Source organism: Laceyella tengchongensis (assembly GCF_900182735.1).
GTDB lineage: Bacteria > Bacillota > Bacilli > Thermoactinomycetales > Thermoactinomycetaceae > Laceyella > Laceyella tengchongensis.
Genome location: NZ_FXTU01000001.1, coordinates 331,430 through 357,407, shown reverse-complemented (window position 1 = coordinate 357,407; position 25,978 = coordinate 331,430). Strand labels below are relative to the sequence as shown.

Here is a 25,978-nt window from a genome sequence, read left to right as displayed (position 1 = left end):
TGACAACTTCCGCTTTTTCACGTTCTTTCCCTATGCCTTATACCGATCCACATCGCTATCTTCGTTTCCCCGGTGCGGTTTCCACGGTTTGATTTGCGCCAAATAGCTTCGTGTATTGCTTTTGTGCTCTAAATACTGAGCCAAGGTGATAAAATGCGTATTATTTGTGCGCAAAAATTCATTCAGCAAGGCTTGATGGACTAAACGCATCGCCTCTTCATCAAAATAAATTTTATTCGCTTGTAGCCCATGCTTGAGAAAGTATTCGTTCACGTACATTTGCTGCAAACCCATCTCTCTCACCAAAGAATCCATAAAAGTGGTTCGCCGGTTATAATCTAACGCGTTCATATTCTTTCCTCCCTATCTATTACATTTGTTCCAGTTCTTTCTTTTGCTTGTCGGTTCCTTTCTCTGGTTTTGACAAGTTTTGACGAAACATCGTCAGCCGGCGAACCGTTCCAAAAAGAGTTTTACACTGCGGCTGTTTTCTCCACCACTGGCATCATCGACATGAGCAAAGTGAAAACCAAATCGTTTGAGTTTAAAATCTGGATCGACGAAAAAAGCTTCAATTATGTCAAAAGCACTCTGAAAATCAAATATGACGCCGACTTGAGCACCAATGGCAAAACAAATCAGCATCTGGTCGACGACCAATACGAGTTCATCTACAGCGGCCCGTTTACGCAAACCATCCAAGTGCCCGACGAAGTGAAAGAAAAAGCAATTGACATGTAAGGAGTCGCTTGGCCTCTCGTGCGTCACAAAGCAAAAACGGCACCTGTCCACAGAGACAGGACCGTTTTTTTATCTCCTCATATTAAGATGGCTGGTTGATTTGTGTTCGTCTCACTGCGCGGCTTTCCACCATCACTGCCAAGGCCAGCCCGATGGCGGCGCCAACCAATGCCGGAACTGTCCACCCCAATCCTTCCTCATAAAGAGGCAATAGGCTGAGCCATCCCACCAGGTGGCCGTTGAAAAGATCCGCCTGCACACAAGCGTCAACAACACTGACAACTCCGGCACATACCATCGCTCCTACGTACACCATCCGCCGGCCATGAATCCAACGGTCGGTTAAAGCCAGCGCGATGAGCGTGATCGCCATCGGATAAACAGCGGACAGAATCGGTACAGACACCGCCAAAATCCCATCCAAGCCCAAGTTGGCAAACAGCATGCTGACGCTGGAGAGAATCGCCACCCATCCCTTGTATGAGATGTGGGGCGTCAACGAGCTAAAATACTGACTGCAAGAGGTGATCAAGCCGACTGACGTAGACAAGCAAGCTAGCGTAAACACGAGACCCAACAGTACAATCCCTGGAGTGCCAAATAGATGCAAGACCACATGCGTCAACGTATCAGCCCCATTGGACGCTCCAGCTGCCAAGCTGGCACCCGAGGCCCCCAAATACCCCAACAACACATAGATGCCCGCCAGCAAAACTCCCGCAAACACTCCAGCATATATCGCATAGGTGATCAGCGCTTTTTCACCCTTAACTCCCTTCTGCTTCAAAGCCATCACGATGACAATGCCAAAGTTCAGGGCCGCAATCGTATCCATCGTCATATACCCTTCTAAAAACCCTTTGAAAAACGGGCCCGTTACATATCCGCCTACCGGTGAGCCAAACGAACCCAGTGGATTGACCAGACTGCACGCGAAGATCACACCCAATAGCAACAATAAGAGCGGAGTGAGCAACTTCCCAAGCCTGTCGCTCAATTTGGCCGGGGATAAACACAGCCAAAACGCAACGGCAAAATACACCAATGAATAAATAAACAAGGCCATCCCGCTTTCTAGCCACGCCGAGGGCAGGTAGGGAGAAATCCCCATTTCAAATGCTAACCCTCCGTTACGCGGAATCCCCAACAACGGCCCGATCGACAGATAGACCAGCAAAGTGAAGACCACAGCGAAGACAGGATGAACGCGTTTGGCCAAGGACTGCAATCCACCCGACTTGGCTACTGCCACGACACCCAAGATCGGCAAACCCACAGCCGACACAATGAACCCCCCCAAAGCTGGCCATAATTGCGTTCCCGCCGTTTGTCCCAGAAACGGAGGAAAGATCAGATTGCCGGCTCCAAAAAACAAAGAGAAAACCATCAAGCTTACCCATAAGCATTCTTTTTTCGTCAATCGCTCCATCGTGTAACCTCCCCAATCCATTTTGTACTTTTTCCTATTAAACTCATTGGTTTACACAGTTTTAACATTGAGACAGAGCTCCCAACGCTATCATTCACCGCATAAACCAACCGGGCCATAAAAAATTCTCCCGCCCCAACGATCGATCATGCCGATCGCTGGGGCGGGAGAATCGCGGTACCACCCAGCTTTCCCATCCCCCTCACGGGAAACGGGCTCTGTGAGTCCATGGTCGGACTCCGGTTTGATAACGGGACCCTCCGTCACCCGCTACTGCATATTCAGCCTGTTCGCGGGTGAAGCTCCAAGGTGATCTTCAACGATCGGTCGCCACCGCCCTTCCAGCCTTGGGGCGGCTCTCTGTCGACTCCCTTGATCGCCTACTCTCCTTGTCATCGCTAACCTATCAAATGAACTTTTTACCATCATAAAAAATTCTCACGCCCCAACGATCGAACTCTTGTCAATCGCTGGGGCGTGAGAACGCGCGGTACCACCCAGTTTCCCCGTCTTCCTCACGGAAAGCGGGCTTTGTGAGTCCATGGTCGGACTCCGGTCTGATAACGGGACCCTCCGTCACCCGCTACTGCACATCAGCCTGTTCACGGGTGAAGCTCCAAGGTGATCTTCAACGATCGGTCATCACCGCCCTTCCAGCCTTGGGGCAGCTCTCTGTCGACTCCCTTGATCGCCTACTCTCCTTGTCATCGCCAGCATTAGATGAATCATCCGGGAATTTGTTATACGAATTATAATCCCATTCTTTTTTATCGTCAATATATTTTTCAAAATAAAAATGTGACAAGAAAAACCATCTCCGGAGAGATGGTCCCTTTGTTGATCCAGTGACCGAAAAACCATTGTTGTCGGGAGATAAGCCCACTTCCAAACGGCCGCACTCCATACCGTTATCCCTCATTGGTCTCCTAGGGTGTGTCTGGCAAATCAAGTTGGTGGGGAAGAAGCGGCGGAAAAACCTTTTCGCGAGGAGCGCCGATGCACAAGTAAAGCGAATGAGAAAATGGTTTTGGGCCGCTGGCCTATTCATCAGACATGCCTTAGTCATGGTTGGCTTTCCTCATCGTCAACGGGATGAAGATTGTACGCTTCCTGAATACCGGCCGTGATATGCGTGTCAGGATCATGATCGGCGGGATAATCGGCCAATTCCCCATCCGTCCATTCCGCTTGAGCCTGCAAGTCTTTTTCCTTATCCATCCAATCCCTCTTTTCCGCTGGAATGATGTTGACCATCGCTTTCAAACCCATTCTTAGCTTTTGATCCAGCGAACAAAATATGCAAGGCCTTCGAGATAGGCGGTGAAAGCCCGATCTCATCGTCCCCATTTAGCCTGATCAGGTGTGGAACACAGCCATCTTTCGTGAGATGATAGAGAGAGGCAGGCAGATCTACCGCCGATAGCAGGAGGGAGAAAAACCATTGAAGCAACCATACTTAATTGCGATCGACTTAGATGGAACCACATTGAAAAATGACAAAACCGTTTCCGCCAGAACGAAACAAACACTGCGCCGCGCCGCCAAAGAGGGACACAAAGTTTGCATCGCTACCGGCCGGCCGCATCATCTTAGCAAAGCGTATTATGAAGAGTTGGAGCTCGACACTCCCTTGGTCAATTTCAACGGGGCATATGTGCACCATCCGCACGATCCCAACTTCGGCCCTTATCATACAACGTTGCCTTTGACCACTGTCAAAGAAGTGATTGCCATCTGTGAACGTTTCAACGTACGCCATATCATGGTTGAATTGTTAGACAACGTGTACATCCGCGAGAAAGACATCATCATGGACCACTCGTTTTTCATTGCGGATCGTCCCTTCCATCAAGGCGATTTAAGTCAATTGTTGACGGAAGATTGCACTTCCATCCTAATTCAACCGCAAGAATCCAACATGAACGACTTGTTCCGCCAATTGCAAAACGCACACGCCGAAGTGATTGAACAGCGCAGTTGGGGGGCGCCGTGGCATATGATCGAAATCATCCGGCACGGCGTCAACAAATGGGTTGGCGTGGAACGGATCGCCGCCTATTACGGCATTCCTCGCGACCGCATCATTGCATTCGGCGACGAGGACAATGATCTGGAAATGATTCAGCATGCAGGCCAAGGCGTCGCCATGGGAAATGCCATTGACGCTTTGAAAGAAGTGGCCTACGCCGTCACATCGAGTAACGAAGAAGACGGGATCGCCCAGTATTTAGAAAAAGTGTTGTGGTAGTGGCGCTTCCCTTTTGTAGAAAATGATCGATGGCTGACCAATCCATCGGTATGAGATCGATACCAAGAAACACCTCGCTTTACAGATTAAAAGCTCGGCTCTTCAGACTGGCTTTTTATTGCTTGCGCCAGAAACCACCCAAAGCACGAATCCCTCTGCCAACTTGTGACATAGAGTGTGAATGTAAACAACATTCTCATGCAATGACAGTTTGCTCATCAAAAACGGAGGTGATCTAGTGTTCAGTTACGCCACCCACTTGTCATGCTCCAAGTGCGGAGGCACAAGCGAAATTAACCGGATCATGCAACAATGTAGTTGTGGAGCTCCGCTGCTCGTCCAATATGATTTGGCGAAATTGCGCAACAGATTGAAGCCGGAAGACTTGCGCAATCGGGTTAACAGTATGTGGAGATACCATGAATTGTTGCCTGTACAGGATCACGCGCACATCGTTTCGGCCGGCGAAGGGATGACACCTTTGCTCCCCTTGCCCCGACTCGCCGATGACATGGGCATCTTCCGTTTGCTTATGAAAGATGAAGGCATAAGCCCTGGCGGCACCTTTAAAGTTCGGGGCGCAACGGTCGGCGTGTCCCGAGCCAAAGAACTGGGTGTCAAAGAGCTGTCCATGCCGACAAACGGCAATGCTGGAGCGGCTTGGGCACTTTATGCGGCCAAAGCCGGCATTCAGTGCCATATCGTAATGCCGCTGGACGCGCCCCTGACGGCAAAGGTCGAGTGTGTGATCGCCGGTGCCCATCTGGCCTTGGTCAACGGACTCATCAGCGATGCGGGCAACACGATCGCCCAAAGCATTAAGGAACATGGGTGGTATGACGCGTCCACTCTCAAAGAACCTTATCGTATCGAAGGCAAAAAAACGATGGGCTTCGAAATCGTGGAACAACTGGAATGGCAACTTCCGGACGTGATCTTGTATCCGACCGGTGGCGGCGTGGGATTGATCGGCATCTACAAAGCCTTGCAGGAATTGCGTGAACTGGGATGGATAGGAGATCGGCTCCCGCGCTTGGTCGCGGTGCAAGCAGAAGGATGTGCACCCATTGTCAAAGCATGGTCTGAACAGAAGCAGACCTCCACTTTTTGGAGCGGTGCATCCACTGTCGCGTTTGGGATCAACGTCCCCAAAGCGCTCGGCGATTTCTTGGTGCTGGAAGCGATTCACCAAACAGCGGGATGCGCATTGGCTGTGGAAGATGATACCATCCTGCAAGAACAAAAGCGGATAGCCCGACTAGAAGGTGCCTATGTGTGCCCTGAAGGAGCGGCCGCATTTGCGGCAGCGCGACGATTGCGGGACAGCGGATGGATTAGCGTCGATGAGACAGTCGTTGTGCTCAACACAGGAGCTGGCATCAAATATCCAGACAGCGTCCAACTCAACGTGCCAATATTGCAACCCGGCCAACCCCTCCCTTCCTCGCACCTCACCGACCATAAGGATTAACTGAACCATCGAATACAGGGGCGGAAGAAACAACGACTCTTTTACTGCCATGGCCTAGCATTAGAAAAATGACTTGAGAACCGTATGGGAACTCAAGTCATTTTGTGTTTATACAGGAAGCTCAAGAATAACCTCTCGAATGCGTTCTGATCATCAGTAATATGAATAAACTCTTCTGGTTCATACAATTGAATTGGATTTCCCCAACTCACCCATTCTAGGCAAATAATCTTTATACCACTTAAGCAGCTTATCACCTGGATGCAATAACATTTGAATCTCATTAATGACATGTTCAACTGATGGTCCAACTGAAAAACCACATTCTGTCATGACCTTATTCCACTTGTGTAAAACTTTTTCCATTGACTTTTTATACCATCCTTAAAATAATGTTAATGGTCTTTTGTTGCAAATTAGTAACAGACTTAGGTAAATAGCAACTAAAAACAACACACAGCGAATCATTTTTTAACCTGCCTAAAGTTTTGCACCAAGCAACCCTTTCAAGAAATAAACACCATCTGTTTACAATGATGTTTGCAGTTTGGTTTCAAAAAAAGTCTGTGGCGCCCAGTATACAGAAGGGGTCACAGACTTTTTTACTATTATAGAAATTAGATAGTCCAATCTATTTAAGGAAACCTCCAACTACGTCCATCGTTGCGCTTACAACCTGACCTAACGCAGCGCTTCCGGCGACAATTCCACCTAATTCAACAAGTGTATTGTTTAACCGATTCAACACCCTAGGAGTGCAATTACCCTTTTCCACTAAAGACTTTGGCCCATATAAAATGGACAAGAACTCCTGTTTTGTATCTTGATCAATCTCAGTTGTTGTCTCCAAAGCCTGTATCAACTCAGCCAACTTTTGCTTCAATTCACCATATTCATCATGCTTTCCGATGTAATTAACATTTTGCACAACGGAATTGTTTCTACCTTGGTTCATAATTACCTGACCTGGGTTGTTGTTAATGTAAATCCCATCGTTTGCCATTCCTAACCCTCCCTACTAATATTAGTTACATTTTGAGTCACTGTTAGATTACCTGAATCTCTGTTCAAAATGATCTGTCCTTTATTTTCGTATACATGAACTATTTGTTGTATAATTTGATGCTCCCCTTTATCCCAATCTTCGGACTTCATCGTTCTCTTTATCGCCATCTTACCAAAAAGCTCCCCTGTCCATTCCTCCTTCTTCTGTTCCCACACTTTCGTATCATTTTCATTGCTTTCTTCAATATACTTCCTCAAAAAGTGAGAAGGCGTTCCCTTTACTTTTCCAAACTGATTCCAATTCGCAAAGATAATAAAACTATCTTTTGCTCTGGATACCGCCACATTCAGCATATTAACACCCTTGTCATAGAAGGCTTCGCTTCTAGTCGGAGTATCGGTGGCGGAAAACAGAATAATATCACGTTCTGCTCCTTGCAAGGCATGAAGCGTGCCCACTGTAATATCATCCATATCAAATTCTTTTAAATACGCTCGAATCAGTGTCTCCTGAAATTTAAATGGAGTCACAATCCCTATGACATCCTTAAGTTCTCTCTTATGTTTTTTTCCTCGATTTGCCCTGTCCAAGATTATTTTCTTATTCTTATCTAACCAGACCACTATGGCTTCTGCTTCAATGACATTAAATTTACTTTTCCCTTTTTTTTCTAATTCACCTTCAATATTTGCATATCCCATATGTGGCAACATCTCATAATTCTTCTCATATGGACGTCGTGAAGGAATAAGTTTTCCGTTATACGCCAGTAAATTGCAATACTCAATAATCTCATCAACACATCGCCGATGCTCAGCTAGGAATAGACCACCCGCCAATTCATTTTTTTGATATTTGCATCTCCTTTGAGCAATTTTCATTACATTTCCTTTTGCAACTGTCGCTCCTGTTTCTTCTATATCCTTTTGTTGATCAAACCGTTGGATTACTTTGAATGCCTTAAGATTCCCCAAATCAACCGAAGGTGTCAAATTCGTGATGGGCTCTAATTGCAATGTATCGCCAATCACCAAAGCTTTTTTTGCAAAAGCAAATGCGGGGGCAGCTATGTGGGGAGCAATCTGTCCGGCTTCATCTAAAATCAAAAGGTCAATACATTCATATAACCAAGCTGTTTCATTTTCTTGTTTTCTTTGATTTGACTGTAAATACCCTTGATTTACCTGCAAGATCTGGGGCAACATATGCAACGTAAACACAAAGCACGGAGTTAGTTTCGCATAACGCCGATAGCTTACCATTTTCTGTTCCACTGCAGATAAGGGCTTTTCCGTTCTTACTTTGTATTTCCTTTTATCTTCCATTTCTTCTAGCCATTTAGCTTCCCAATAGTGAGTTGCCAATAGAAACGCCTGATAACGCAAAGTGGTATCTAAGTCTTGAAGTACTCTACGAAAATCCGGCTGATCATCATTGTATTCGATTCCAAATCGCTCACACCACCTTTTATATTCTTTCTTTCCCTCATACAAATCTTGGATCAAAGCTTCTGCCTGAACTAATTGATCATTGATGCGCTTATATTCATCTGTCAATTGCCCATAGTGAGATTCAATTTTATTCATGATCTCTGCCATACTTAGAGAAGTGATCCTAAATGGCAATTGTTTTTTAATTACTCGAAGAAACGTTTGATTCCTTTCTTCTCTTTTCCGTTCTACATAAGACGTTGAAAATAAGCCATACAGCTTCCAAATCCGTGGTTCATTGACCCTATGGTTCTTACAGATTTGCATCAATTTCTCCGCTTCTTCCACTGAGTCACGTCTAATTTCCAACTCTTCTTCCCATTCTCTTCGACTACTACTCAACACCTCATCGGAGCCGGCAAATCGTTTTCTCAACAAATCAGCAGAGCGCTCCAGCTTTTTCGCCAAGGATAATGCATCCAGTATGTCTTGATATGTAGAACATAGCTCCCCATAAATACGTTCCTTGACTTCCCAAACAGAATTGACCGACTCGCCCGCATACCGATTATAATGTTCTACAAACTTCTTTTTCAGAGTAGTGAACTTATTTGATTGACATATGTTTTCAAGATCATCCATGAAATGCTCAGCATTCCAACGTACGACTTGGTAGTTATGACCATTCTGCGATAACTTATTCATTTCCTCACTTGAAGGGAAAAATAGCCCATAACTTTTTAGACCTTCTATCCATCTTCCTTGTAGCTTTTTAATCTTCTTTGTCCAATTCGTTTCCTTCGTTTTATTTTCCCAAACTTCCTTCTCAAAAGAATCCAGAACATTTTTCACAGCTTGGTTATTAGTTGAAGCCGTAACGATAATGGGAGGTTCTTGTTGTTGGACTGCAGCCTCCACCCACAAGGAAGCAACGATGTTTTGTATCAATGTTGTCTTTCCAGTTCCTGGCGGACCATTTACAGCAAGTATCTCTCCATGTTCAATGGATAGTAAATGTTGCAACGACTCTCGTTGTCCTTCCGAGAGAGGAAAACTACCATTCATTTGTCCCAAGTGCCTGTCCATGTACATAGCTCTTGACAATAGTGGAACTTTAACTTGTTCATCTAAAGATAAATAATTCTGTAATAAAAGAGGAAAACGTTTTTTCGATAATAAATCTTGATACAGAGCCAACATAGACTTACTGATATTTTTTTCTTTAATCGGAAATATCCAAGAACGCTCATTACGCTTGTAATGCTTCTCTTGAAATGTACCTATTGTTTTTCCTGTTATCTCTTTAAACAATGATTCTGCATAATTCCAAGTTGTATTCCAGTCACACTCCCCAGAATATGGATGCATCTGCGTATATTTATCGACTTGATCCACTGTCCCGATAGTTGGTTTATTTTTTGAGTTTGGCTCCAAATGATCACGTGCAATGTATGGAGGGCGATGTGGGATTGGCATTAATTTTCCATCGTTTATTTTTGCGGGGATAAACAGAGGAAGTATACGATTATAGGAATCTTGTTCGTGTTGCAACACAATAGGGCAAACATGATATTCCTTTTCACCTTCTAATAATTGGGCTAGCTGATTTACCTTTTCCATTGCTTTAATAGAAAGCTGACCCTTTTTCAGCTCCTCAAATCCCACACCAACACCTTCACCCAATTTAAAACTCTGTAAGTTTTCATCACGAAAACTTCGCCAATAATACCGCAATAAATTTGCTTTTTTCAACATATCCTACCTCACTATTAAAATGTTGTTAAAGAAAGCACCCCACAAAATAAATTGACATGTTTAAATTCAACGAATAAAAACAATAAAGCACACCCAAAAAATATACAGATGCTTCATAATTAAGAGATTATTACAACTCGTATTAAAAGTAAAGAAATTTTAAAATGGCGATAAGCTGAAGAAATTTCTCTATACCCCTGAGCGCATCTGCGGCAACATAGCCTTCCCACCAGTCTTCATGCACCCATTGTTTCATCTCTGAAACAACTCGAAGCCAGTTTTTTCCTTGTTCAGAAATGACAAGGGAACCAATGGAGCGGTCACGCCAGCCAAACACGGGATCTCCCTGTAAGGTAACATGGAAATATGAAGCTGCTTTCCTTAATGATTTAACCATGAACGCTTGATGGTCTTCCCACTCATCCATAGTTAGTCCTCCTCCAAAATGTGACGCAAATAAAAGGATGGATCATTTAGATAACGCCGCCAATGATCAACTAAATCAAGTTCCTTCCATGATACCATGCGAATGCCATGAGACCCAAATTCAAAGATCTCCGCACCAGGAAGTGCTGTCAACAAAGGAGAGTGTGTGGCGCAAATCACTTGGCCACCTGTGGTAGCTATCCGATTCATGAGAGCTACCAAACGCAAGCATGATGAAAAGGACAAGGGTGCCTCAGGTTCATCCATGAAATATAAACCAGGATCATCAAACATGGTATTAAGGACGGTTAAGAAGCCCTCACCATGACTCATTTCCGTTATGTTTTCCTCCCAATACCTATACATCCCTGAGACAAACGACATAAACCCAAAAGCAGTCTCAGCCCGCAAAAAATACCCTTTTCTGCGCCGGAATGAGGCGGAATATTTAGAACACTTCGGTGTATAGTCTAGCTGCATCACTTCTCCAAGCGGCGTTTTCGGTCGATCATTCACGTATTTGCGTCCCGCTCGACCTCCTCTTGCATCTAATCCGTATGCCTCAGCCAACGCTTCAATAACAGTTGACTTTCCTGATCCATTCTCACCCACTAGGAAAGTAATTGGTACAGTGAACGTAAGCCCCTCTTCTAATAATTGGGCAACAGCTGGTACATTAAACGGCCATTGGTTTGGATTTGTTGAAGCGACTTGACATACAGCCCTTTCAATAATCAATTTCTTCACCTGTTTCTTAAGTGTTAATAGCTTGGCCAACAACGTCTGCTCGGAGCGCAAGGATTACAAGCAGGTGAGCATCGCGGTGGGCACTGCGGCTCACATCTCCCATAAGTTGGACCGCATGACTCTTTATCATCATCTTTATCATCTTCATCAGAACCCATACTGATGAAATATTCTTTAAGTTGTTTGCGCGCACTTGCAAGCACTTGCATTTCTATCAACTCGGGGAACGATCGATCCAATAGATTACCCAACGGCTTCCATCTGGAAAAAACACAAGGCCAAACTTCGCCTGACGGTGACACCGCCAACCCCCCATCGCCCACAAACCGGTTGAGCATCTCGGACACCTCTACCAACCTGCCGTAGGTTATCATATCCTATTTTATTTTCGTTCACATCCAAGTCAATAAACATCTGTTTCGCTTGCTCAACCCGTTGATCCTCTACCATACTGATAATTCCAACTCGAATTGGAATTCGCCGCCGCACGGCTTCTGTAATCCCATCCTTCGTTAATTGGAAACTCTGCCGATTTGTAACAGCCGCATGTTTACTTTCATTATCAGAATAAAACAAACATTTTCTTCCACTCTCTTTTCTTTTTCTGTGACTCCTCTTACCCGTTTTCTATAACACTATGGTCTCAACTAAACCTACAAAACCTTTCAACCTAATCAATAACCAAAATATTATCAGACAAGTATATCAATTCGATAACCTGTCGATGATAAGGGTTAAAAGGAGGTGAGTATAATGAACACGAAATGGTCTAAGAGAATAAAGAAAAGAGATGGTTATCGATGCGTCGTTTGCGGTAGTAAACAACATCCGTCCGCTCATCATTTGTTTTCTAAAAGCGCTTATCCAGCTTTGAAGAACCACAAGGACAATGGAATCACGCTATGTCGCTTCGGTTGTCACCAGCAATTTCATGATGAATATGGTTCAATCAATACACCTGTGCAATTTATGAATTGGTATGTTGATCAATTGCTTGCTGATAAGGTGATCAATGAGACTCAACTAATTACAGTAATCGAACGCTGTCATCTTGCATGCAAAGCATACGAATCACTCTGTCTACAGGAGGAGTCCATGAAAGAAGCGGCTTTTGCGAAGGAGATGGCCCTTATTGGCAATTGATCAACATATCAACGAAAGGTTAAAAGAAACGCATGACGAGGCGCTCATCGGAAAAGGTTTTTCCGCCGCTTCCACTCACCAACTTGTTGTGCCAGTCGTACTTAAGCTGGTAGTCCTCTACCCTCACCGAGTTGTCCCCCTGCGACAAAGCCGTTAGTTGTTCAATAAAAGTAGAGAAGCTTTCTTCCAAACATTACTCTTTCATTCAGAAGAAAAATAATATATTATATCAAATTAAAACCATACCATTGTTACCAAGTCATTTTAAGACAAAGGAGCACGCATGATGAAGAAGGCATTTACTCATTGCAATATCTTCACACTGGATGAACAAGGCACCCAATATGAAAACGGCTGCATCATCGTCAACGACGGCACTATCGAATATGTCGGTGAATACCACGATGCCTTCGTTCAAGCATGCGATGAACAAATCGATTGGACAGGCAAGTGGGTGATGCCCGGCTTGGTGAACAGCCACGTGCACATCGTCATGAACGTTCTCCGCGGCGCGGCGGAGGATTTGAGCTTGCATCGTTGGCTCAACGAAAAGATCTGGCCGCTGGAATCCAAATTCACCGACGAGATCGCTGAAGTGAGTGCCCAAGCGGCCCTGATTGAAATGATCAAGTCCGGCACCACCACCTTTAATGATATGTACAATCCGATCGGCCTGGATTGCACGCGCCTGTATGAAACCGTCAAACAAGCGGGATTGCGAGGATATTTTTCTTACACACTGTTCACGCCCCCCGACGGGAGCAGTGAAGCCGACACCTTGGCCAGAGCCAGAGACGTCGCCAACTACATTCGGCGGGACAACTCGCTGGTCTCCACAATGATCGCACCACATAGTCCTTACGCTTGTTCGACCGGGCTCTTACAAAAATCGGCCGAGCTGGCGGCGGAGTTGGGTTTGCGCCTGCATATTCACGTATCGGAAACGGAACATGAAGTGGATCTCATCCGTTCACAACATGGACTAACCCCGGTGCAATATCTGCGGGAAATCGGTTTCTTCCAAGCCCCGGCCGTCTTCGCGCACGGTGTGGTGCTAGATGAGCAGGATAAAGAAATCCTGCGCGAGACAAACACCACCATCGCCCACAATCCCGTCTCCAACTTGAAGTTGGGATCAGGAATCGCCGATGTTGCCGCATTGCTCGAGGAGGGAATCCATGTTGGCATCGCCACGGATAGCGTCGCATCCAACAACAATCTGGACATGTTTGAAGAGCTACGGATTGCGGCCTTATTACAGAAAGGAACGCATCGCAATCCAGAATTGATCCCAGTTGACACCATTTTGCGTATGGCTACGCACCAGGGGGCCAAAGGGTTGGGCCTAGCGAAAACAGGCATGCTCAAACCAGGATTTGCTGCCGATTTCATCACCATCCATCCCGCCGGCAAAATCCACCTCACCCCCTCCAACCACGCGTTGTCGCATCTGGTATACGCCACCAACGGCAGAGATGTGGAAGACAATGTGGTAAATGGGCAGTTTCTCATGAAAGACAAGCAATTGCTAACATTGGATGAAGAACGCGTCAGCCAGACACTCAACCGACTCTATGCGGAGCATCTGCAATAAAAACAAGGCCACCCCCGCCTTTTGGTAGGGGTGGCCTTTCACGCATAGAGAGAGCAATGCCTAGGTGCAGGGGCGACCATCATATCAAATCAAGGTGTAACCCCGCTTCCGACATCTACAGTTCGATTCCGGCAGGTTCCGAAACGGTGCTCTTTTTCACCTTGGGCTGAGCCAGCCGCTCGGCGAGCGCAATAACCGCCGGAATGAAGAGTGGCAAAATCCATGCGGATAACAAAATCAGCGCCAGGATGACCACGGTAGCGATTTGCAACAGAGTGACCACCCCAGACGGAAGCATGGCCGCAAAGGTGCCACACAGGATAACGGCGGCGGAGATGACCACACTGCCGGTGTGTTTCATCGCTTCCTTGATCGCGATAGTGGGTCGATGCAGCCCATACTCCTTATACCGCATCAATACAAAGATGCTATAATCAACACCCAAAGCGATGATCATGATGAAAGAGAAAAACGGCACCGTCCACGACAGGCCCGGGTATTGGAACAAGTGACTAAACCCGAATTCGGTCACTGCCAGCGAACTAAAGTAAGCCAAGACCAAGGCCGCGATCACGCTAAGGGACAACCAGAAGGAGCGGAACAGCACGATCAGCATCAGGCCGATTCCGACCAACATCAAGATCACGGTGCGGCTGAAATCCTCGGCGGACATCCCTTGCAAGTCGCGGTTGATGGAGGAAACCCCGCCGACACCAAATTCCGCTTGTTCATATGGCGAATGTTTCAATGTCGCGCGTACGGTCTCTTCAATTGATTTCGCCACTTGCATCGCCTCTTCGCCATAAGGGTCCTCGGCCAGCGCCACCGTCCATTTGGCCGATTGGCGATCTTTGGACATGTACATATCGAGCGCTTTCTGGAAGTCTTTGTTTTTGCGGGCCTCTTCTGGCACAAAGAAGGTACGCGTCGCGCCGGAACCGGTCACTTGGCCCAGATATTTGTTTGCTTCAGACAGCCCAGCAGAGATTTTTTCTACCCCTTTGGCGCTGGAAGACAAGCCCGACTGCAATTGCTTGATGCTGGCGGCAAATTGCCCCAACCCTTGATCCAAGCGTTTCTGGCCTTGATTGATTGCGTTGAGGCCATCTTCGATTTGATCCACTGCGTCAACGGCTTGAGCCTGCCCGCTGGCCAATCGTTTCGCCCCTTGCGTCATTTGGTTTGCCGCATAACTCATCTGTTTTTGGGCGACGGCAATCTCTGCCAAACCGCCATTGGCCGCTTTCAAGCCTTGCGCTGCGCGGGACAGGGAACCTTGCAATTGGTTCATACCGGCTTCTACGCCGCCCGCCTGCGCTAACAAGAGATTGGCTTTCTCTTTGATCTCTTGCACATTGGGATCATTGGAATCCAATTTATCCGCGGCTTGGTTGATCTGGGCGGCCAATGCTTTGATCCCGGCCACCTGCTGCCGCAACCCGTCCGCCCCAGCGGCCAACTGATCCAACCCGCCGGAGATTTTCATGTATTCACCCACCAACTTTTCATTGCTGGATGAGATTTGCTTCAGTCCACTCTCCAGTTGCGCCAATCCTTTAGCCAATCCTGGTTGCTTAGCGCTCCCTTGGCCCAATCCGGATTGAATCTGCTTCATCGCTTGTTGCACTTGATTAAGCCCATCCCGCGCCGCTTTTGTGCCGTCCACCAATTTGCCAACTTGATTCAAGTCACCTGTGGTGGCAGCACCCATTTTTTCTGAAGCTTGGGACAGACCGGCCGAAATGGCATCCAGCCCATCGGTCGATTTGCCAATCCCGTTTTCCACCCCTTTGGCTTGATCGTTGAGGTAGAACTGGTCGATCGGCTCCCCACCAGGCTGCGTCGGGCCATACACCGTCTTCACTCCGGGCAGGCGGCTCAGCTTCTGATGGAGCTGGTCAAGAAAAGCGAGTGCTTCCGGCGAGTCCAGCCGTTCATCGTTCTTTATAACCACCGTTGTCGGCAAGGTCTGACCCGGGCCAAACTGATCGGCCACGATGCGGAAGCCGCGCACCGAATCATAATTCGGGTTTACTTCCTGCAGGCTGTCAAATGACAGGCGCCCTTCATGGAAAAACCATGAGCCGGCCAAGATCCCGACCAACACAATGGAAATGACGGGGCGTTTGACAGAGAAATGGCCCAGCTTGCGCCACAGCCCATTCTCCCCGTGACTGTCCAGCTTCCGTGAGGGCCAAAAAATGGCGCGGCCCATGACAGCCATGAAGAAAGGAACCACCGTGTATAGAGCCAGCAACAGGAAGGCGATTCCGATGGCCACCGCCACCCCTGACTGGTAAACGCTAAACTGGGAAAAACCGAGCATGCTAAACCCGATCAGCACAGCCAGCCCGCTGAAAAACACCGTTTTGCCCGCGGTTTGATAAGTGGCGATGATCGCTTCCGCCACATCGTTCCGCTTGGCTAGTTCTTCCTTGAACCGCATAAACAACAAAATGTTATAATCCGTGCCGATGCCGAACAGCACCAAGATCAAAAAGGTTTGCGTCGTATTGGCAAACGGGAAGTCGACTGCCTCCACCAAGTGGGAAACCGTTGCCATCGACACGAGGTACGTCAACCCCACGGTAAGCAGTGAAATGAGGGGCGTCACCGGAGAGCGGAAAATGATGACCAATACTGTGATGATGAACAGCACGGTCAACAATTCCGTTTTCTTCACTCCGTCCAAAGACGTTTGGGCAAAATCCTCGTTAATAAACTCATTGCCCGTCAAATAGGTGCGAACGCCTTCGACTTGCACCGCCTTGGCGAGTTGCTCCCGCAATTCGGCCACTGTGCGCCCGCCCTGTTCAATCTCCGCGATGGCCATTACCGTCGTCTTGTCTTTGGAAATCAACTGCTCCTCCGACTCTTTGTTACCAAAGGGCTGCAACATGGAAGTGACCCGCAGTTGTTTGCTCTTTTCCAGCGCAACGAGCTTCCGCTCAATCTCCTTCATTTGCGGCGAAGCCAGTTTTTTGTCCGCATGGAATACAATCAACGCTTGCACGTTTTGAGCGTCATTGTCCTCGCCATCCATCTCTGCGAGCAATTTGGCGGCCTTGCTTGACATGAATTCATCCGCAATTTGCGGTTGCCCTTTTTCGCGAACCAATTTTTCAGTGGAGGGCATCGTCACAAACAGAACGGCGGCGGCCACCACCCATAACGCAAAGAACAGCCACTTGCGTTTGAGAACCCACTTCAATCCTTTCCTCTCTCCTTCCTGAATTGACTCACTGGTCACACTTTAGCAAGGAAAAATAAATCAAATCTAAATCAAATATGAAAAAAGATAAAAAAAGTAGGTCAATCCGATGACTGGGCGATCGGGATAGCAAATCTGACCGCCAACCCACCCAAACGGGCAGGAAAAGCCTCCATCTCTCCGCCATGCCGCTCCACGATCGTGCGGCAAATCGCCAACCCCAAACCGGTGCCGCCGTTTTCGGCCTGCCTTGCCCGATCGACGGTGTGAAATTTGTTGAACAGATGCGGCAACTCCGCTTGCGGCACACCCACGCCGTTGTCTTCGATCAGAAACTGGGCCATCTCCGCATCAATATAGCCCGTAAAATGGATCATCAAATCTTCCGTTTGCGCATAACGGACAGCATTGCTGATCAAATTGGCCACCACCCGGCGTAGCCATTCTGGGTTGGCGTCGAGGCGCGTTTCCTCCGTAAACAAGTGATGAGCGCGAAATCCGATACCCAACCCGGCGCACTCGGCTTCATATTCAGTAGCGATCGAGTTAAAAAAAGCATCGGCACGGATCAACGAAGTCTGCATCTCGATCAGGTCTACTTCATGTTTGCCATAGGCTGAAAACTCTGCCACCAAGTTTTGCATGCTGGCGGCTTTGGTCTGCAACAGCCGGATGGTCTCCTCCTGTTTATTCGGATCTTTGATCACCCCCGACGCCAACAATTCCAAAAACCCCTGAATGGTGGTCAGGGGTGTTTTCAAATCATGCGCAATAGAGGTGATCATGTGCAACTGTTCTCCATAAGCGCGATCCAACCGTTGTTCCATGGCGTAGACATGGCGGTACAAGTCACCGATTTCATTGTTTTGCCGATAATGGATAGGTTGGGGGCGCCGCCGCAACCGGATTTGGGACAGGCGCTTGTTCAGATTCTGAATCGGTTTGGTGATAAAATGATGGAAATGGATAGTCATACCGATGAGAAAAATGACCAATATGAAAACAAACGCAAACACCGTCCAATTGATTAACCGCCCCACCCCAAACTCAACCAATCGCGGTTGGCGGATGATCTTCAACTCCCCCACTTTTCGCTGGCCGTCATTCACGGGCAATGATAAAGCCACGGTAAACCGGTTGGGCGCAAGGGTTCCTTCTGCGAAACGACCCACTTCGCCACGGTATTCCAACCGTATGCCCTCCTCGGCGGCCATCTGCCGCAACGCTTGCTTCAAAGCCTCCGGTTGGCGGTGAAGCTCTTCCACTTGCCTCACCATTGCGATATTTTCCTGAACATCCTCTTCCGTCCGGTCAGCCACTTGTTGGATAAACACATGATGCACATAAAAAACTAAAAAGCCCAGTACCCATAAAAAAACCACCACGGCCAACACCAAAAAGAGACAAGGAATCTTATACTTCAGTTTCATTTGTCCTCACCATGCAACAGCAGCTTGTAGCCCACGCCCCAGATGGTTTTGATTATCGCATTGCCTGCGCCCAACTTCTTGCGGATGTTTTTGATGTGCACTGTGACCGTATTCATGTCACCCTCGTCGTCTCCCCAGACGCGCTGGTAGATTTGTTCGCGCGACAAAACCTGATTTTGATGCTGAAAAAGAAAATAGAGAATCTGAAACTCCTTGGTAGACAAATCCAATTTCTGCCCATCCAAGTATGCCTCATAGGTGTTTTCATTCATGGATAGTCCGCTTAGAGACGGCACCTTCGTGGCACTCACATCGCCTTGAAGTTGGCTAAGCCGCTCCGAGCGGCGGAAGTGGGCTTTGATCCGTGCCACCAACTCCTGCACCCCAAACGGTTTGGCGACATAGTCATCGGCACCGATCTCCAGACCGATCACTTTGTCGATCTCCCGATCGCGCGCGCTCAACAGAATGATCGGCATGTGATATTTCCGTCGCAACTGGCGGATCGCTTCTAAGCCATCCATCTCCGGCATCATGATGTCCATCACGATCAAGTCGATGGGTTGCTGTTCTACCAATTCCAGCGCCTGTCTGCCGTTACTGGCAGCGAACACGAGGAATTGTTCATAGGTGAGGGCTTCGGTCAATAGTTGAACAATGCCCTGGTCATCATCCACGATCAGGATACTTTTTGCCGACATCGATTGCCTCCTGTCTTTTGTGTTTGTGATAAGGGTCTCGTGTGTACCAAGAACCGGCAACCCCTTTCTAAGAGTAACACATCCCGCTTCCCTTCCTACTGCCAAACAGCCGGGGGTCACGAAGCGCATTCCTCTTCCGCATCGGCCAACGGAAATCGCATGACAAACGTGGTTCCCCGCCCCAACTGGCTCTCCACCTCAATCGATCCCCCGTGCAACTCCACCAGGTGTTTGACTATCGGCAATCCCAAGCCCGTACCACCATGCTTGCGCGAACGTGACTTTTCTACACGGTAAAACCGTTCCCAGATCCGGTTCACTTCCACTTCGGAAATACCGATACCTTCATCAATCACTTTAATCACCGCTTCCCCCCTCTGTCTGAACAGTTCGACCAACACCTTGCCTTGTGGCTTGGAGTAACGTAGCGCATTGTCCACCAAATTCATGATGATTTGCCGAAAGCGGTTCACATCAGCCTGAATGCGGACGGATGGCACAAGGTTTCGTTCCAAGCGAATTCCCCACTCAGCGGTGAAGGGCTCCATCTCCTCCAGCGTTTTATGGATCACCGGCGCAATGTCAACCCTTTGCTTGCTTAGCGCGAACTTTCCTTCATCCAATCGGCTCAATACGATCAAATCCTCAACAAGACATTCCAACCAATCCGATTGGTCATAGATAATCCCCATCAAACGGCGGGCATCCTCCGCGGGAAGGTCCGCGCGCCGCAACAGAGCGGCATACCCTTTGACATAAGTGAGCGGCGTGCGCAACTCATGGGCAACATGGGTCAAAAATTCCTTGCGGGAGGACTGGTAATACAACAAACTCTCCGCCAGCAAATTCATTTGTCTGCCCAATGCGGCCACTTCATCCTGCCCTTTGATCGGGACGCGCACGTGGTAATTGCCTTTAGCTAATTGCTCCGCGATTCTACCCATCTCGATGATCGGACGGCTGATCCGCCACGACAGGACCATGCCCACTCCCATGACGATGACCAAGACGCCAGCGACAGCCAGCACAATCATGAATTTGAAAGAGTGAAGCGTGCTCTCCAGCAAGGTCAACTCAGCGCCCATGGCCACCATCCCCGACAGGGTTTGACCCTTGATGATGGGGCTTGATGCCATCATGTACACCCGCCCGTCCACCTCCAACAAACGAACGAGCGATCGTTCTTCCGAACGCGCTCTTTTTCGCTCGGCCTTCGCGAAGGCGAGCAACCGCTCCCGCATCGCAACGGGGGCGCTGACCCAACTTCTCCCGTCAGTGGTTAAGACACACAGGCCGGTGGTCGGGCCATTTTCCATCCCCAGCACATGCCAGAGCGCGTCTCGGCTAAAGTCATGTGCCAGAAAAACGGCATAAGAGCGGGAACGATCCCGCAAAAAAGATTTCATGTATAACTTGTACTCTTCCTTGATGATCAAAAAACACAAAAACCCCAACAACCCGAGGCCAGTGATCATAATGACCAGAATCATCGCCATCCATTTGGTCGTGACATGCTTCATCTTCACATCGCACCCCACTTATAACCAAATCCCCAGACTGTCTGTATCACTTCCTCCTGGAGCCCCGCTTGGCGCAATTTGGTGCGCAAGTTCTTGATATGGGTGTCTACTGTGCGGGCGTCGCCGTAATAGTCGAACCCCCACACTTTCTCCAACAATTGCTCCCGGGAAAAGGCCTGTTTGGGATGCTGAGCCAGTGTGCGCAACAAATGAAACTCGATCGGGGTCAATTTGATCTCTTCCCCGTCATACCAAACTTCCCTTCTCGCCCAGTCGATCTGCAATCCCTTTGCCAGCCCTTCTTGTTTCTGGCTGCGCTTTCGCGTCCGCCTCAACACCGTGTGGATGCGGGCCACCAACTCCATGGGTTCAAAGGGCTTCGTGATATAATCATCCGCCCCCAACTCCAATCCCTCCACCCGGTCCTCCAAATCGGAACGGGCGGAAAGAAAGATGACGGGCAAATCCGTTTGCTCTTTCCGCAATTGGCGCAACAACTCTCTTCCCTCCATGCCCGGCATCATGATATCCAGCAGGCACAAGTCAAAGGAGTTACTCCGAGACAAGCGCAAAGCCTCCCGGCCGCAACTGGTCACGGTCACGCTGAATTCCGGCTTCAAAATCATGGACAGCAATTCCAGCATGCGCGTCTCATCATCAACAATCAGCACAGACGCTTTCATTCACCACACCCACCCAACCACTTGACGGACTATCTACCAATTCCACTCAACTCCTTCATCGTTTCTTCAAGATTTTCCATTACCCTATGTTAATGACGGGAGCGAAAAGCCAAAGCCCTTTCGCCTGTAAGCCCGCAAATCGCCACGATAATCGACCGAATAATCAAAATGGTTTGATGTGATGGTATCACAGACCTCTTTTTTTGTCGAAACAGCGACAATCCCACCAATCACTATGTTTGCACTATAAAATACTACTGTGCACCGAATGATTATTTCATGAAGGAGGAATAACAATGTTCAAAGATGGAAGATTTCATGCTTACACGATCCAATCTTTTCACAAAGATGTCATGGCCGGCATTGTTGTCGGCGTTGTCGCACTCCCATTGGCATTGGCATTTGCCATCGCCTCGGGCGTCCGTCCCGAATACGGCTTGTACACTACCATCATCGCCGGTTTCATCATTTCGCTGTTAGGCGGTTCCAAATATCAAATCGGAGGACCGACCGGCGCGTTTGTGCCACTACTGTTGGGCATCGTGGTCACGCATGGATACGAGAGCCTGTTGATCGCCGGATTTATGGCTGGGGTGATACTCACATGCATGGGGATTTTCAAACTGGGCAATCTCATCCATTACATGCCCCGCCCAGTAACCATCGGCTTCACCACGGGCATTGCCGTCATCATCTTTTCCGGGCAGATCGCCGCATTCTTAGGCCTGCATCAATTGAAAAAGGAATCAACCTTTCTGTTGCAAATGAAAGAGCTCATCAATAACCTCATCCATGTCAACCCATACAGCATCATCACCGCCATCATCTGTTTGATCACGATACTGATCACCACCAAGTGGTTTCCCAAGCTACCCGGTGCGTTAGTAGGGTTAATCCTATCCACCTTGGTTGCCACCCTGTTTTTCCCGGGAAAAGTGGCCACCATTGGCACCGTGTATGGCGGCATTCCCAATGAGTGGCCTACTTTCTCCTTTCCCGCATTCACTTTGGAAAAAGGGATTGAACTCTTCATTCCGGCGGTGGCCATCGCGATGTTAGGTGGAATTGAATCATTGCTGTCCGCGCTGGTCGCCGACAACATGGGAAACACCAAGCACCACAGCAATCGGGAATTGATCGGTCAGGGGATCGCCAACATGGTCACTCCTTTGTTCGGGGGCATTCCAGCCACCGGAGCCATCGCGCGCACCGCAACTAACATTAAAAATGGCGCCCAATCCCCCGTCTCAGGCATCGTACATAGCCTGTTTGTCTTGCTCGTCTTGCTTGCGTTCGCGCCGCTCGCCTCTCAAATCCCACTGTCCAGCATGGCACCTGTCTTGATGTTCGTCGCTTGGAATATGTCCGAACGAAACGAATTCGTCCATATCCTTAAAAGCAAATCTGGGGATGCCGCCGTTCTTCTGCTCACCTTCACGCTAACCGTGTTGACGGATTTGACCCTCGGTGTGTTAGGCGGCATCGGCTTGTCCGTCATCCTGTTTGTCATCAAAATGAGCAAAGCCTTAATCATCCAACCGCAGGTCGCCTCCGATACCGCAACGTTGAAAGTGAAATCGTCCCCTCACTCGCACGTGCGTGTGGTACATGTCGAAGGACCTCTTTTCTTCGGCTCGGCAAAACGGTTCATGTCATCCATCCAAGACCTCCCCGACCGTCAAACATTGGTCTTGTGCATGAACCATGTTCCCTATCTGGACGCGACTGGAGAAGCGATATTCGCCAAACTAGTCGAGAAATGCCATAAGCAAGGCAACACACTGCTTATCAGCGGCCTCAATGACCAACCCCGACAAGTGCTACAACGCGCCGGTTGGATGCGCAAAATCGGTTCGGAGCACTTTTTCAGCCAATTGGATGACGCACTTCGGTTTGCTGAGCAACAAGCCGACATCCCTCAGCGAGCGGCTAGATGAGTACCAAGCCCCGCAATCTCTCGATCCGAACAAGGTGGCCATCGCGTACATGGTGGGTAAAAAAAATCACAATCATTTAAGGTAGGAGCTATGACATCCTCCTTAAATGATTGTGATCTTAAATAAAAAAGGGACTGTCTCCTTGCAACGGTAACCCGAAGTTTAAGCCCCATGCACACTCCGGGTTCCTTAGCAACAACAACTCCCTGCAAATCCTCTCTCACATGCATGGGGTAATGGTTCAAGAAAAGAACTTCTTATGTTTGACTTTCCATTTCCTTTTCTCATTCGCTTTGTTCACCGACAGGCCGTCGCCTGGCAACGGTTCGGCCCCAAAGAACTCAATCACTTGCTCCATCATCACTTTCCGGGTCAAAATGCCCAAGAAACGCCCTTTGACATCGATGATGGGCGTGTAAGAATGATTGAGCAACACTTCAAACGCAAACGAGAAGATGGAGTTGGCCAAGATCCCCAGACAAGTTTTGTTCATCGCTTCTTTCACCGCATGTTCTTTTAATCCGGAGAAATCGCCTTCGCGCTGGTTTAATTGTTGGACAAAATCCAAGATGTTGGTTTTGCTGATGACTCCCTCCACCTCGCCCGCATCATTGATGACCGGAACGGAGCTCAGCTTTTCCTTTGTCAACACCCGCAGCGCTTGATCCAGTGACAACTCAGGATGAACGGTGGTCACACATTCTTTGGGAATGATCAACGATTCAATTCCTTGTGAAAATAGGTAAGCGTTTTTGGCAAACATATCGGTAACCCCTTTTGCGAGATAGTGTAAAAAGGCGTTCTCTTTTGAATATGAAAAAACCGCAGGATCATGGTCTGCGGGCTTTTGTCGCTCTCCCGTCCCTTCTTCTGCCAAGCTGGTGGGATGGGTTGCTCGCACATACTTCCCAGACAGCCTAGGCGCAAGCTGTCCACCTCTGCTCGCGACGGGGGAAGATTTAGCAAATAGCGACATATATATTTAACGCAAATCATACCTTTATGAATGTATCTTTGCAAGACTTTTTTTGCGTCGATGCGTTTCCGTCTGTAGAGTTAAGCGCAACCATCCCAAAGGGACGGCCCGCGCCGGAGTGCCGGAGCGGGCCGTCCCTTTACTCTTGATAACGAAGCCTTTACCCTTTTGGTTTCACAAACAACGCGGCAAAAAATGCAAAAAAAATCGCCGCCGTGATCCCCGCGCTGGTGATCTTGAAAATACCAGTGATTGCGCCTGTCCATCCATCCAACTTCATCTGCTGAATGGCCCCGTGCACCAATGAATTGCCAAAACTGGTGATCGGCACGGTTGCCCCTGCACCAGCAAATTTGATCAACGGTTCATACAAGCCGAGACCGTCGACAATCGCGCCCGCAACCACCAATGTCGCCATGGTATGGGCTGGCGTCAACTTAGCCACGTCAAACAAAAGCTGCCCCACTACACAGATGGCTCCACCAACTAGAAAAGCCCACAGATATTGCATCATCCGCTTATGTTCCCCCTTTCTATTGAAACAGCATGCGCAATGCAGGGAATGGTCTCCCCTTGCTGATAAGACAGCGGAGACAGCAGTGCCCCAGTCGCCACAACCAAGATGCGGTTAAATTCTCCCTTTTTCATGCGGTTCAGCAAATGGCCGTATGTGACCACCGCGCAACAAGCGCACCCGCTCCCTCCCGCTTGCACCATTTGCTTGTCATAGTCGTATATCATCATGCCACAATCCCAGTATTTCGCCAGATCGACTGGAATCCGGTGTTTCTCAAGCAAATCGCAGACAATGCCATGCCCCACCTTTGATAAGTCGCCGGTCACAATCAAGTCATAATGGTCTGGCGTAATCTGCAAATCGCGAAAATGCGCTTGGATGGTATCGACGGCTGCCGGCGCCATGGCCGCACCCATATTGAACGGATCGGTCACCCCCATATCAACCACGCGGCCAATCGTGGCCGAGGTGACGATCGGGCCTTCCCCCTGCTCGGAGATGACTGCCGCCCCCGCGCCCGTCACTGTGTATTGGGCGGTCGGCGGCTTTTGAGAACCATATTCTGTGGGGTAACGGAATTGCTTTTCCACTGCCGAGTTGTGGCTACATGTCCCTACCAGCACGTCGGTGGCCGCCCCCGCATTCACCAGTAGCGAACCCAGTGCCAAGCTCTCCATCGAGGTAGAACATGCCCCAAAAACCCCCAAGTAAGGCATCCCCAAAGTTCTCGCCGCAAAGCTGGTGCTGACAATCTGGTTCATCAAATCTCCGGCGATGAAAAACTGAATCTGCTCTTTTGTGAGCCCTGATTTGTCAATAGCCAGTTGTGCCGCTTCCTCAATCAGCATTTTCTCCGCTTTTTCCCAACTGTCTTGGTTTAGCGTGGACTCACCATGGATCACGTCAAAATCTTCGCCCAATGGCCCCCTCCCTTCAAAGGGGCCAACAACTGTGGCCGTCGACTGGATGACCGGCTTTCTTTCAAACACCCAACTCTGATGACCTTTTCGCAT

24 protein-coding genes and 2 other annotated features are annotated in these 25,978 nt (G+C 48.5%); of the genes, 6 read left to right on the top strand and 18 right to left on the bottom strand.

Annotated elements, in window-relative coordinates; translation table 11 throughout:
* Positions 1-30: 30 nt before the first annotated feature.
* Complete coding sequence (locus QQZ12_RS01705) at positions 31-351, bottom strand: hypothetical protein (protein WP_102991730.1); 321 nt, start codon at positions 349-351, stop codon at positions 31-33.
* A gap of 69 nt (positions 352-420) precedes the next feature.
* Here QQZ12_RS01705 and QQZ12_RS01700 point away from each other — a divergent pair, with 69 nt between their 5' ends.
* Positions 421-741: a hypothetical protein gene (locus QQZ12_RS01700; RefSeq protein WP_102991729.1), complete on the top strand. Its 321-nt coding sequence runs from the start codon at positions 421-423 to the stop codon at positions 739-741.
* Positions 742-823: 82 nt separating this feature from the next.
* On the opposite strand, the gene brnQ is transcribed toward QQZ12_RS01700, so the two are convergent.
* Positions 824-2,170: a branched-chain amino acid transport system II carrier protein gene (gene brnQ / locus QQZ12_RS01695; RefSeq protein WP_102991728.1), complete on the bottom strand. Its 1,347-nt coding sequence runs from the start codon at positions 2,168-2,170 to the stop codon at positions 824-826.
* 156 nt (positions 2,171-2,326) lie between these two features.
* Positions 2,327-2,575 (bottom strand) — a binding site (T-box leader).
* A 63-nt stretch (positions 2,576-2,638) separates the two neighbouring features.
* Positions 2,639-2,887 (bottom strand) — a binding site (T-box leader).
* Positions 2,888-3,232: 345 nt separating this feature from the next.
* Entirely contained in the window at positions 3,233-3,388 is a 156-nt protein-coding gene (locus tag QQZ12_RS01690; protein ID WP_181353076.1) for a hypothetical protein, read from the bottom strand.
* A gap of 223 nt (positions 3,389-3,611) precedes the next feature.
* Here QQZ12_RS01690 and QQZ12_RS01685 point away from each other — a divergent pair, with 223 nt between their 5' ends.
* The gene (locus QQZ12_RS01685) at positions 3,612-4,418 is read left to right on the top strand and encodes a Cof-type HAD-IIB family hydrolase (RefSeq protein ID WP_102991725.1); all 807 of its coding nucleotides are present in this window, start codon (positions 3,612-3,614) and stop codon (positions 4,416-4,418) included.
* A 238-nt stretch (positions 4,419-4,656) separates the two neighbouring features.
* Positions 4,657-5,889: a threonine synthase gene (locus QQZ12_RS01680; protein ID WP_223248040.1), complete on the top strand. Its 1,233-nt coding sequence runs from the start codon at positions 4,657-4,659 to the stop codon at positions 5,887-5,889.
* Between the two features lie 180 nt (positions 5,890-6,069).
* On the opposite strand, the gene QQZ12_RS01675 is transcribed toward QQZ12_RS01680, so the two are convergent.
* The 7 genes from QQZ12_RS01675 to QQZ12_RS01650 all read right to left on the bottom strand — a co-directional run bounded on the left by QQZ12_RS01675 (position 6,070) and on the right by QQZ12_RS01650 (position 11,829).
* Positions 6,070-6,255, bottom strand: a complete 186-nt coding sequence (locus QQZ12_RS01675; RefSeq protein WP_102991724.1) for a hypothetical protein — start codon at positions 6,253-6,255, stop codon at positions 6,070-6,072.
* Positions 6,256-6,520: 265 nt separating this feature from the next.
* Positions 6,521-6,892, bottom strand: a complete 372-nt coding sequence (locus QQZ12_RS01670; RefSeq protein WP_102991723.1) for a hypothetical protein — start codon at positions 6,890-6,892, stop codon at positions 6,521-6,523.
* Between the two features lie 2 nt (positions 6,893-6,894).
* On the bottom strand, positions 6,895-10,080 hold the full coding sequence (locus QQZ12_RS01665) for a DEAD/DEAH box helicase (RefSeq protein ID WP_102991722.1): 3,186 nt from the start codon (positions 10,078-10,080) through the stop codon (positions 6,895-6,897).
* A gap of 142 nt (positions 10,081-10,222) precedes the next feature.
* On the bottom strand, positions 10,223-10,507 hold the full coding sequence (locus tag QQZ12_RS01660) for a hypothetical protein (RefSeq protein WP_102991721.1): 285 nt from the start codon (positions 10,505-10,507) through the stop codon (positions 10,223-10,225).
* A gap of 2 nt (positions 10,508-10,509) precedes the next feature.
* Complete coding sequence (locus tag QQZ12_RS01655; protein ID WP_223248039.1) at positions 10,510-11,283, bottom strand: AAA family ATPase; 774 nt, start codon at positions 11,281-11,283, stop codon at positions 10,510-10,512.
* Positions 11,268-11,591 carry an SPASM domain-containing protein gene (locus tag QQZ12_RS17040; RefSeq protein ID WP_416332402.1) on the bottom strand — a complete coding sequence of 108 codons (324 nt, stop codon included), beginning with the start codon at positions 11,589-11,591 and terminating at the stop codon, positions 11,268-11,270. Before QQZ12_RS17040 ends, QQZ12_RS01655 begins: the two co-directional genes overlap by 16 nt.
* Complete coding sequence (locus QQZ12_RS01650) at positions 11,497-11,829, bottom strand: hypothetical protein (protein ID WP_102991720.1); 333 nt, start codon at positions 11,827-11,829, stop codon at positions 11,497-11,499. The genes QQZ12_RS17040 and QQZ12_RS01650 overlap by 95 nt, the downstream gene beginning before the upstream one ends.
* A 177-nt stretch (positions 11,830-12,006) precedes the next feature.
* On the opposite strand from QQZ12_RS01650, the gene QQZ12_RS01645 reads away from it, so the two are divergent.
* Together QQZ12_RS01645 and QQZ12_RS01640 are read left to right on the top strand one after the other, a co-directional pair.
* Entirely contained in the window at positions 12,007-12,396 is a 390-nt protein-coding gene (locus tag QQZ12_RS01645; protein WP_102991719.1) for an HNH endonuclease, read from the top strand.
* Positions 12,397-12,682: 286 nt separating this feature from the next.
* Positions 12,683-13,990, top strand: coding sequence for an amidohydrolase (locus QQZ12_RS01640; protein WP_154986296.1), 1,308 nt, complete (start codon positions 12,683-12,685; stop codon positions 13,988-13,990).
* Positions 13,991-14,105: 115 nt separating this feature from the next.
* Here the strand turns inward: QQZ12_RS01640 and QQZ12_RS01635 are convergent, their stop codons facing one another.
* The 5 genes from QQZ12_RS01635 to QQZ12_RS01615 form a co-directional block, all read right to left on the bottom strand.
* A complete protein-coding gene (locus QQZ12_RS01635; protein ID WP_284723864.1) occupies positions 14,106-17,201 on the bottom strand; it encodes an MMPL family transporter in 3,096 nt (1,031 codons plus the stop codon).
* Positions 17,202-17,302: 101 nt separating this feature from the next.
* Positions 17,303-18,631 (bottom strand): sensor histidine kinase, encoded by a 1,329-nt coding sequence (locus QQZ12_RS01630; RefSeq protein WP_102991716.1) that lies wholly within the window; start codon positions 18,629-18,631, stop codon positions 17,303-17,305.
* Positions 18,628-19,332 carry a response regulator transcription factor gene (locus QQZ12_RS01625; protein WP_284723863.1) on the bottom strand — a complete coding sequence of 235 codons (705 nt, stop codon included), beginning with the start codon at positions 19,330-19,332 and terminating at the stop codon, positions 18,628-18,630. Before QQZ12_RS01625 ends, QQZ12_RS01630 begins: the two co-directional genes overlap by 4 nt.
* A 116-nt stretch (positions 19,333-19,448) precedes the next feature.
* A complete protein-coding gene (locus tag QQZ12_RS01620; RefSeq protein ID WP_146130646.1) occupies positions 19,449-20,852 on the bottom strand; it encodes a sensor histidine kinase in 1,404 nt (467 codons plus the stop codon).
* Positions 20,853-20,854: 2 nt separating this feature from the next.
* The gene (locus tag QQZ12_RS01615; protein ID WP_102991713.1) at positions 20,855-21,535 is read right to left on the bottom strand and encodes a response regulator transcription factor; all 681 of its coding nucleotides are present in this window, start codon (positions 21,533-21,535) and stop codon (positions 20,855-20,857) included.
* 296 nt (positions 21,536-21,831) lie between these two features.
* On the opposite strand from QQZ12_RS01615, the gene QQZ12_RS01610 reads away from it, so the two are divergent.
* Positions 21,832-23,472: a SulP family inorganic anion transporter gene (locus QQZ12_RS01610; protein ID WP_102991712.1), complete on the top strand. Its 1,641-nt coding sequence runs from the start codon at positions 21,832-21,834 to the stop codon at positions 23,470-23,472.
* 241 nt (positions 23,473-23,713) lie between these two features.
* Here the strand turns inward: QQZ12_RS01610 and QQZ12_RS01605 are convergent, their stop codons facing one another.
* The 3 genes from QQZ12_RS01605 to spoVAD all read right to left on the bottom strand — a co-directional run bounded on the left by QQZ12_RS01605 (position 23,714) and on the right by spoVAD (position 25,978).
* Entirely contained in the window at positions 23,714-24,235 is a 522-nt protein-coding gene (locus tag QQZ12_RS01605; RefSeq protein ID WP_189318976.1) for a CBS domain-containing protein, read from the bottom strand.
* Between the two features lie 373 nt (positions 24,236-24,608).
* The gene (gene spoVAE, locus QQZ12_RS01600; protein WP_029071947.1) at positions 24,609-24,959 is read right to left on the bottom strand and encodes a stage V sporulation protein AE; all 351 of its coding nucleotides are present in this window, start codon (positions 24,957-24,959) and stop codon (positions 24,609-24,611) included.
* Positions 24,959-25,978: a stage V sporulation protein AD gene (gene spoVAD / locus QQZ12_RS01595; protein WP_102991710.1), complete on the bottom strand. Its 1,020-nt coding sequence runs from the start codon at positions 25,976-25,978 to the stop codon at positions 24,959-24,961. Before spoVAD ends, spoVAE begins: the two co-directional genes overlap by 1 nt.

Coding starts and splice junctions, on each gene's coding strand:
- QQZ12_RS01705 (WP_102991730.1), bottom strand. CDS start 351: ATGAACGCGTTAGATTATAACCGGCGAACCACTTTTATGGATTCTTTG.
- brnQ (WP_102991728.1), bottom strand. CDS start 2,170: ATGGAGCGATTGACGAAAAAAGAATGCTTATGGGTAAGCTTGATGGTT.
- QQZ12_RS01690 (WP_181353076.1), bottom strand. CDS start 3,388: ATGGATAAGGAAAAAGACTTGCAGGCTCAAGCGGAATGGACGGATGGG.
- QQZ12_RS01675 (WP_102991724.1), bottom strand. CDS start 6,255: ATGGAAAAAGTTTTACACAAGTGGAATAAGGTCATGACAGAATGTGGT.
- QQZ12_RS01670 (WP_102991723.1), bottom strand. CDS start 6,892: ATGGCAAACGATGGGATTTACATTAACAACAACCCAGGTCAGGTAATT.
- QQZ12_RS01665 (WP_102991722.1), bottom strand. CDS start 10,080: ATGTTGAAAAAAGCAAATTTATTGCGGTATTATTGGCGAAGTTTTCGT.
- QQZ12_RS01660 (WP_102991721.1), bottom strand. CDS start 10,507: ATGGATGAGTGGGAAGACCATCAAGCGTTCATGGTTAAATCATTAAGG.
- QQZ12_RS17040 (WP_416332402.1), bottom strand. CDS start 11,591: ATGCTCAACCGGTTTGTGGGCGATGGGGGGTTGGCGGTGTCACCGTCA.
- QQZ12_RS01645 (WP_102991719.1), top strand. CDS start 12,007: ATGAACACGAAATGGTCTAAGAGAATAAAGAAAAGAGATGGTTATCGA.
- QQZ12_RS01640 (WP_154986296.1), top strand. CDS start 12,683: ATGAAGAAGGCATTTACTCATTGCAATATCTTCACACTGGATGAACAA.
- QQZ12_RS01630 (WP_102991716.1), bottom strand. CDS start 18,631: ATGAAACTGAAGTATAAGATTCCTTGTCTCTTTTTGGTGTTGGCCGTG.
- QQZ12_RS01625 (WP_284723863.1), bottom strand. CDS start 19,332: ATGTCGGCAAAAAGTATCCTGATCGTGGATGATGACCAGGGCATTGTT.
- QQZ12_RS01620 (WP_146130646.1), bottom strand. CDS start 20,852: ATGAAGCATGTCACGACCAAATGGATGGCGATGATTCTGGTCATTATG.
- QQZ12_RS01615 (WP_102991713.1), bottom strand. CDS start 21,535: ATGAAAGCGTCTGTGCTGATTGTTGATGATGAGACGCGCATGCTGGAA.
- QQZ12_RS01610 (WP_102991712.1), top strand. CDS start 21,832: ATGTTCAAAGATGGAAGATTTCATGCTTACACGATCCAATCTTTTCAC.
- QQZ12_RS01605 (WP_189318976.1), bottom strand. CDS start 24,235: ATGTTTGCCAAAAACGCTTACCTATTTTCACAAGGAATTGAATCGTTG.
- spoVAE (WP_029071947.1), bottom strand. CDS start 24,959: ATGCAATATCTGTGGGCTTTTCTAGTTGGTGGAGCCATCTGTGTAGTG.
- spoVAD (WP_102991710.1), bottom strand. CDS start 25,978: ATGCGAAAAGGTCATCAGAGTTGGGTGTTTGAAAGAAAGCCGGTCATC.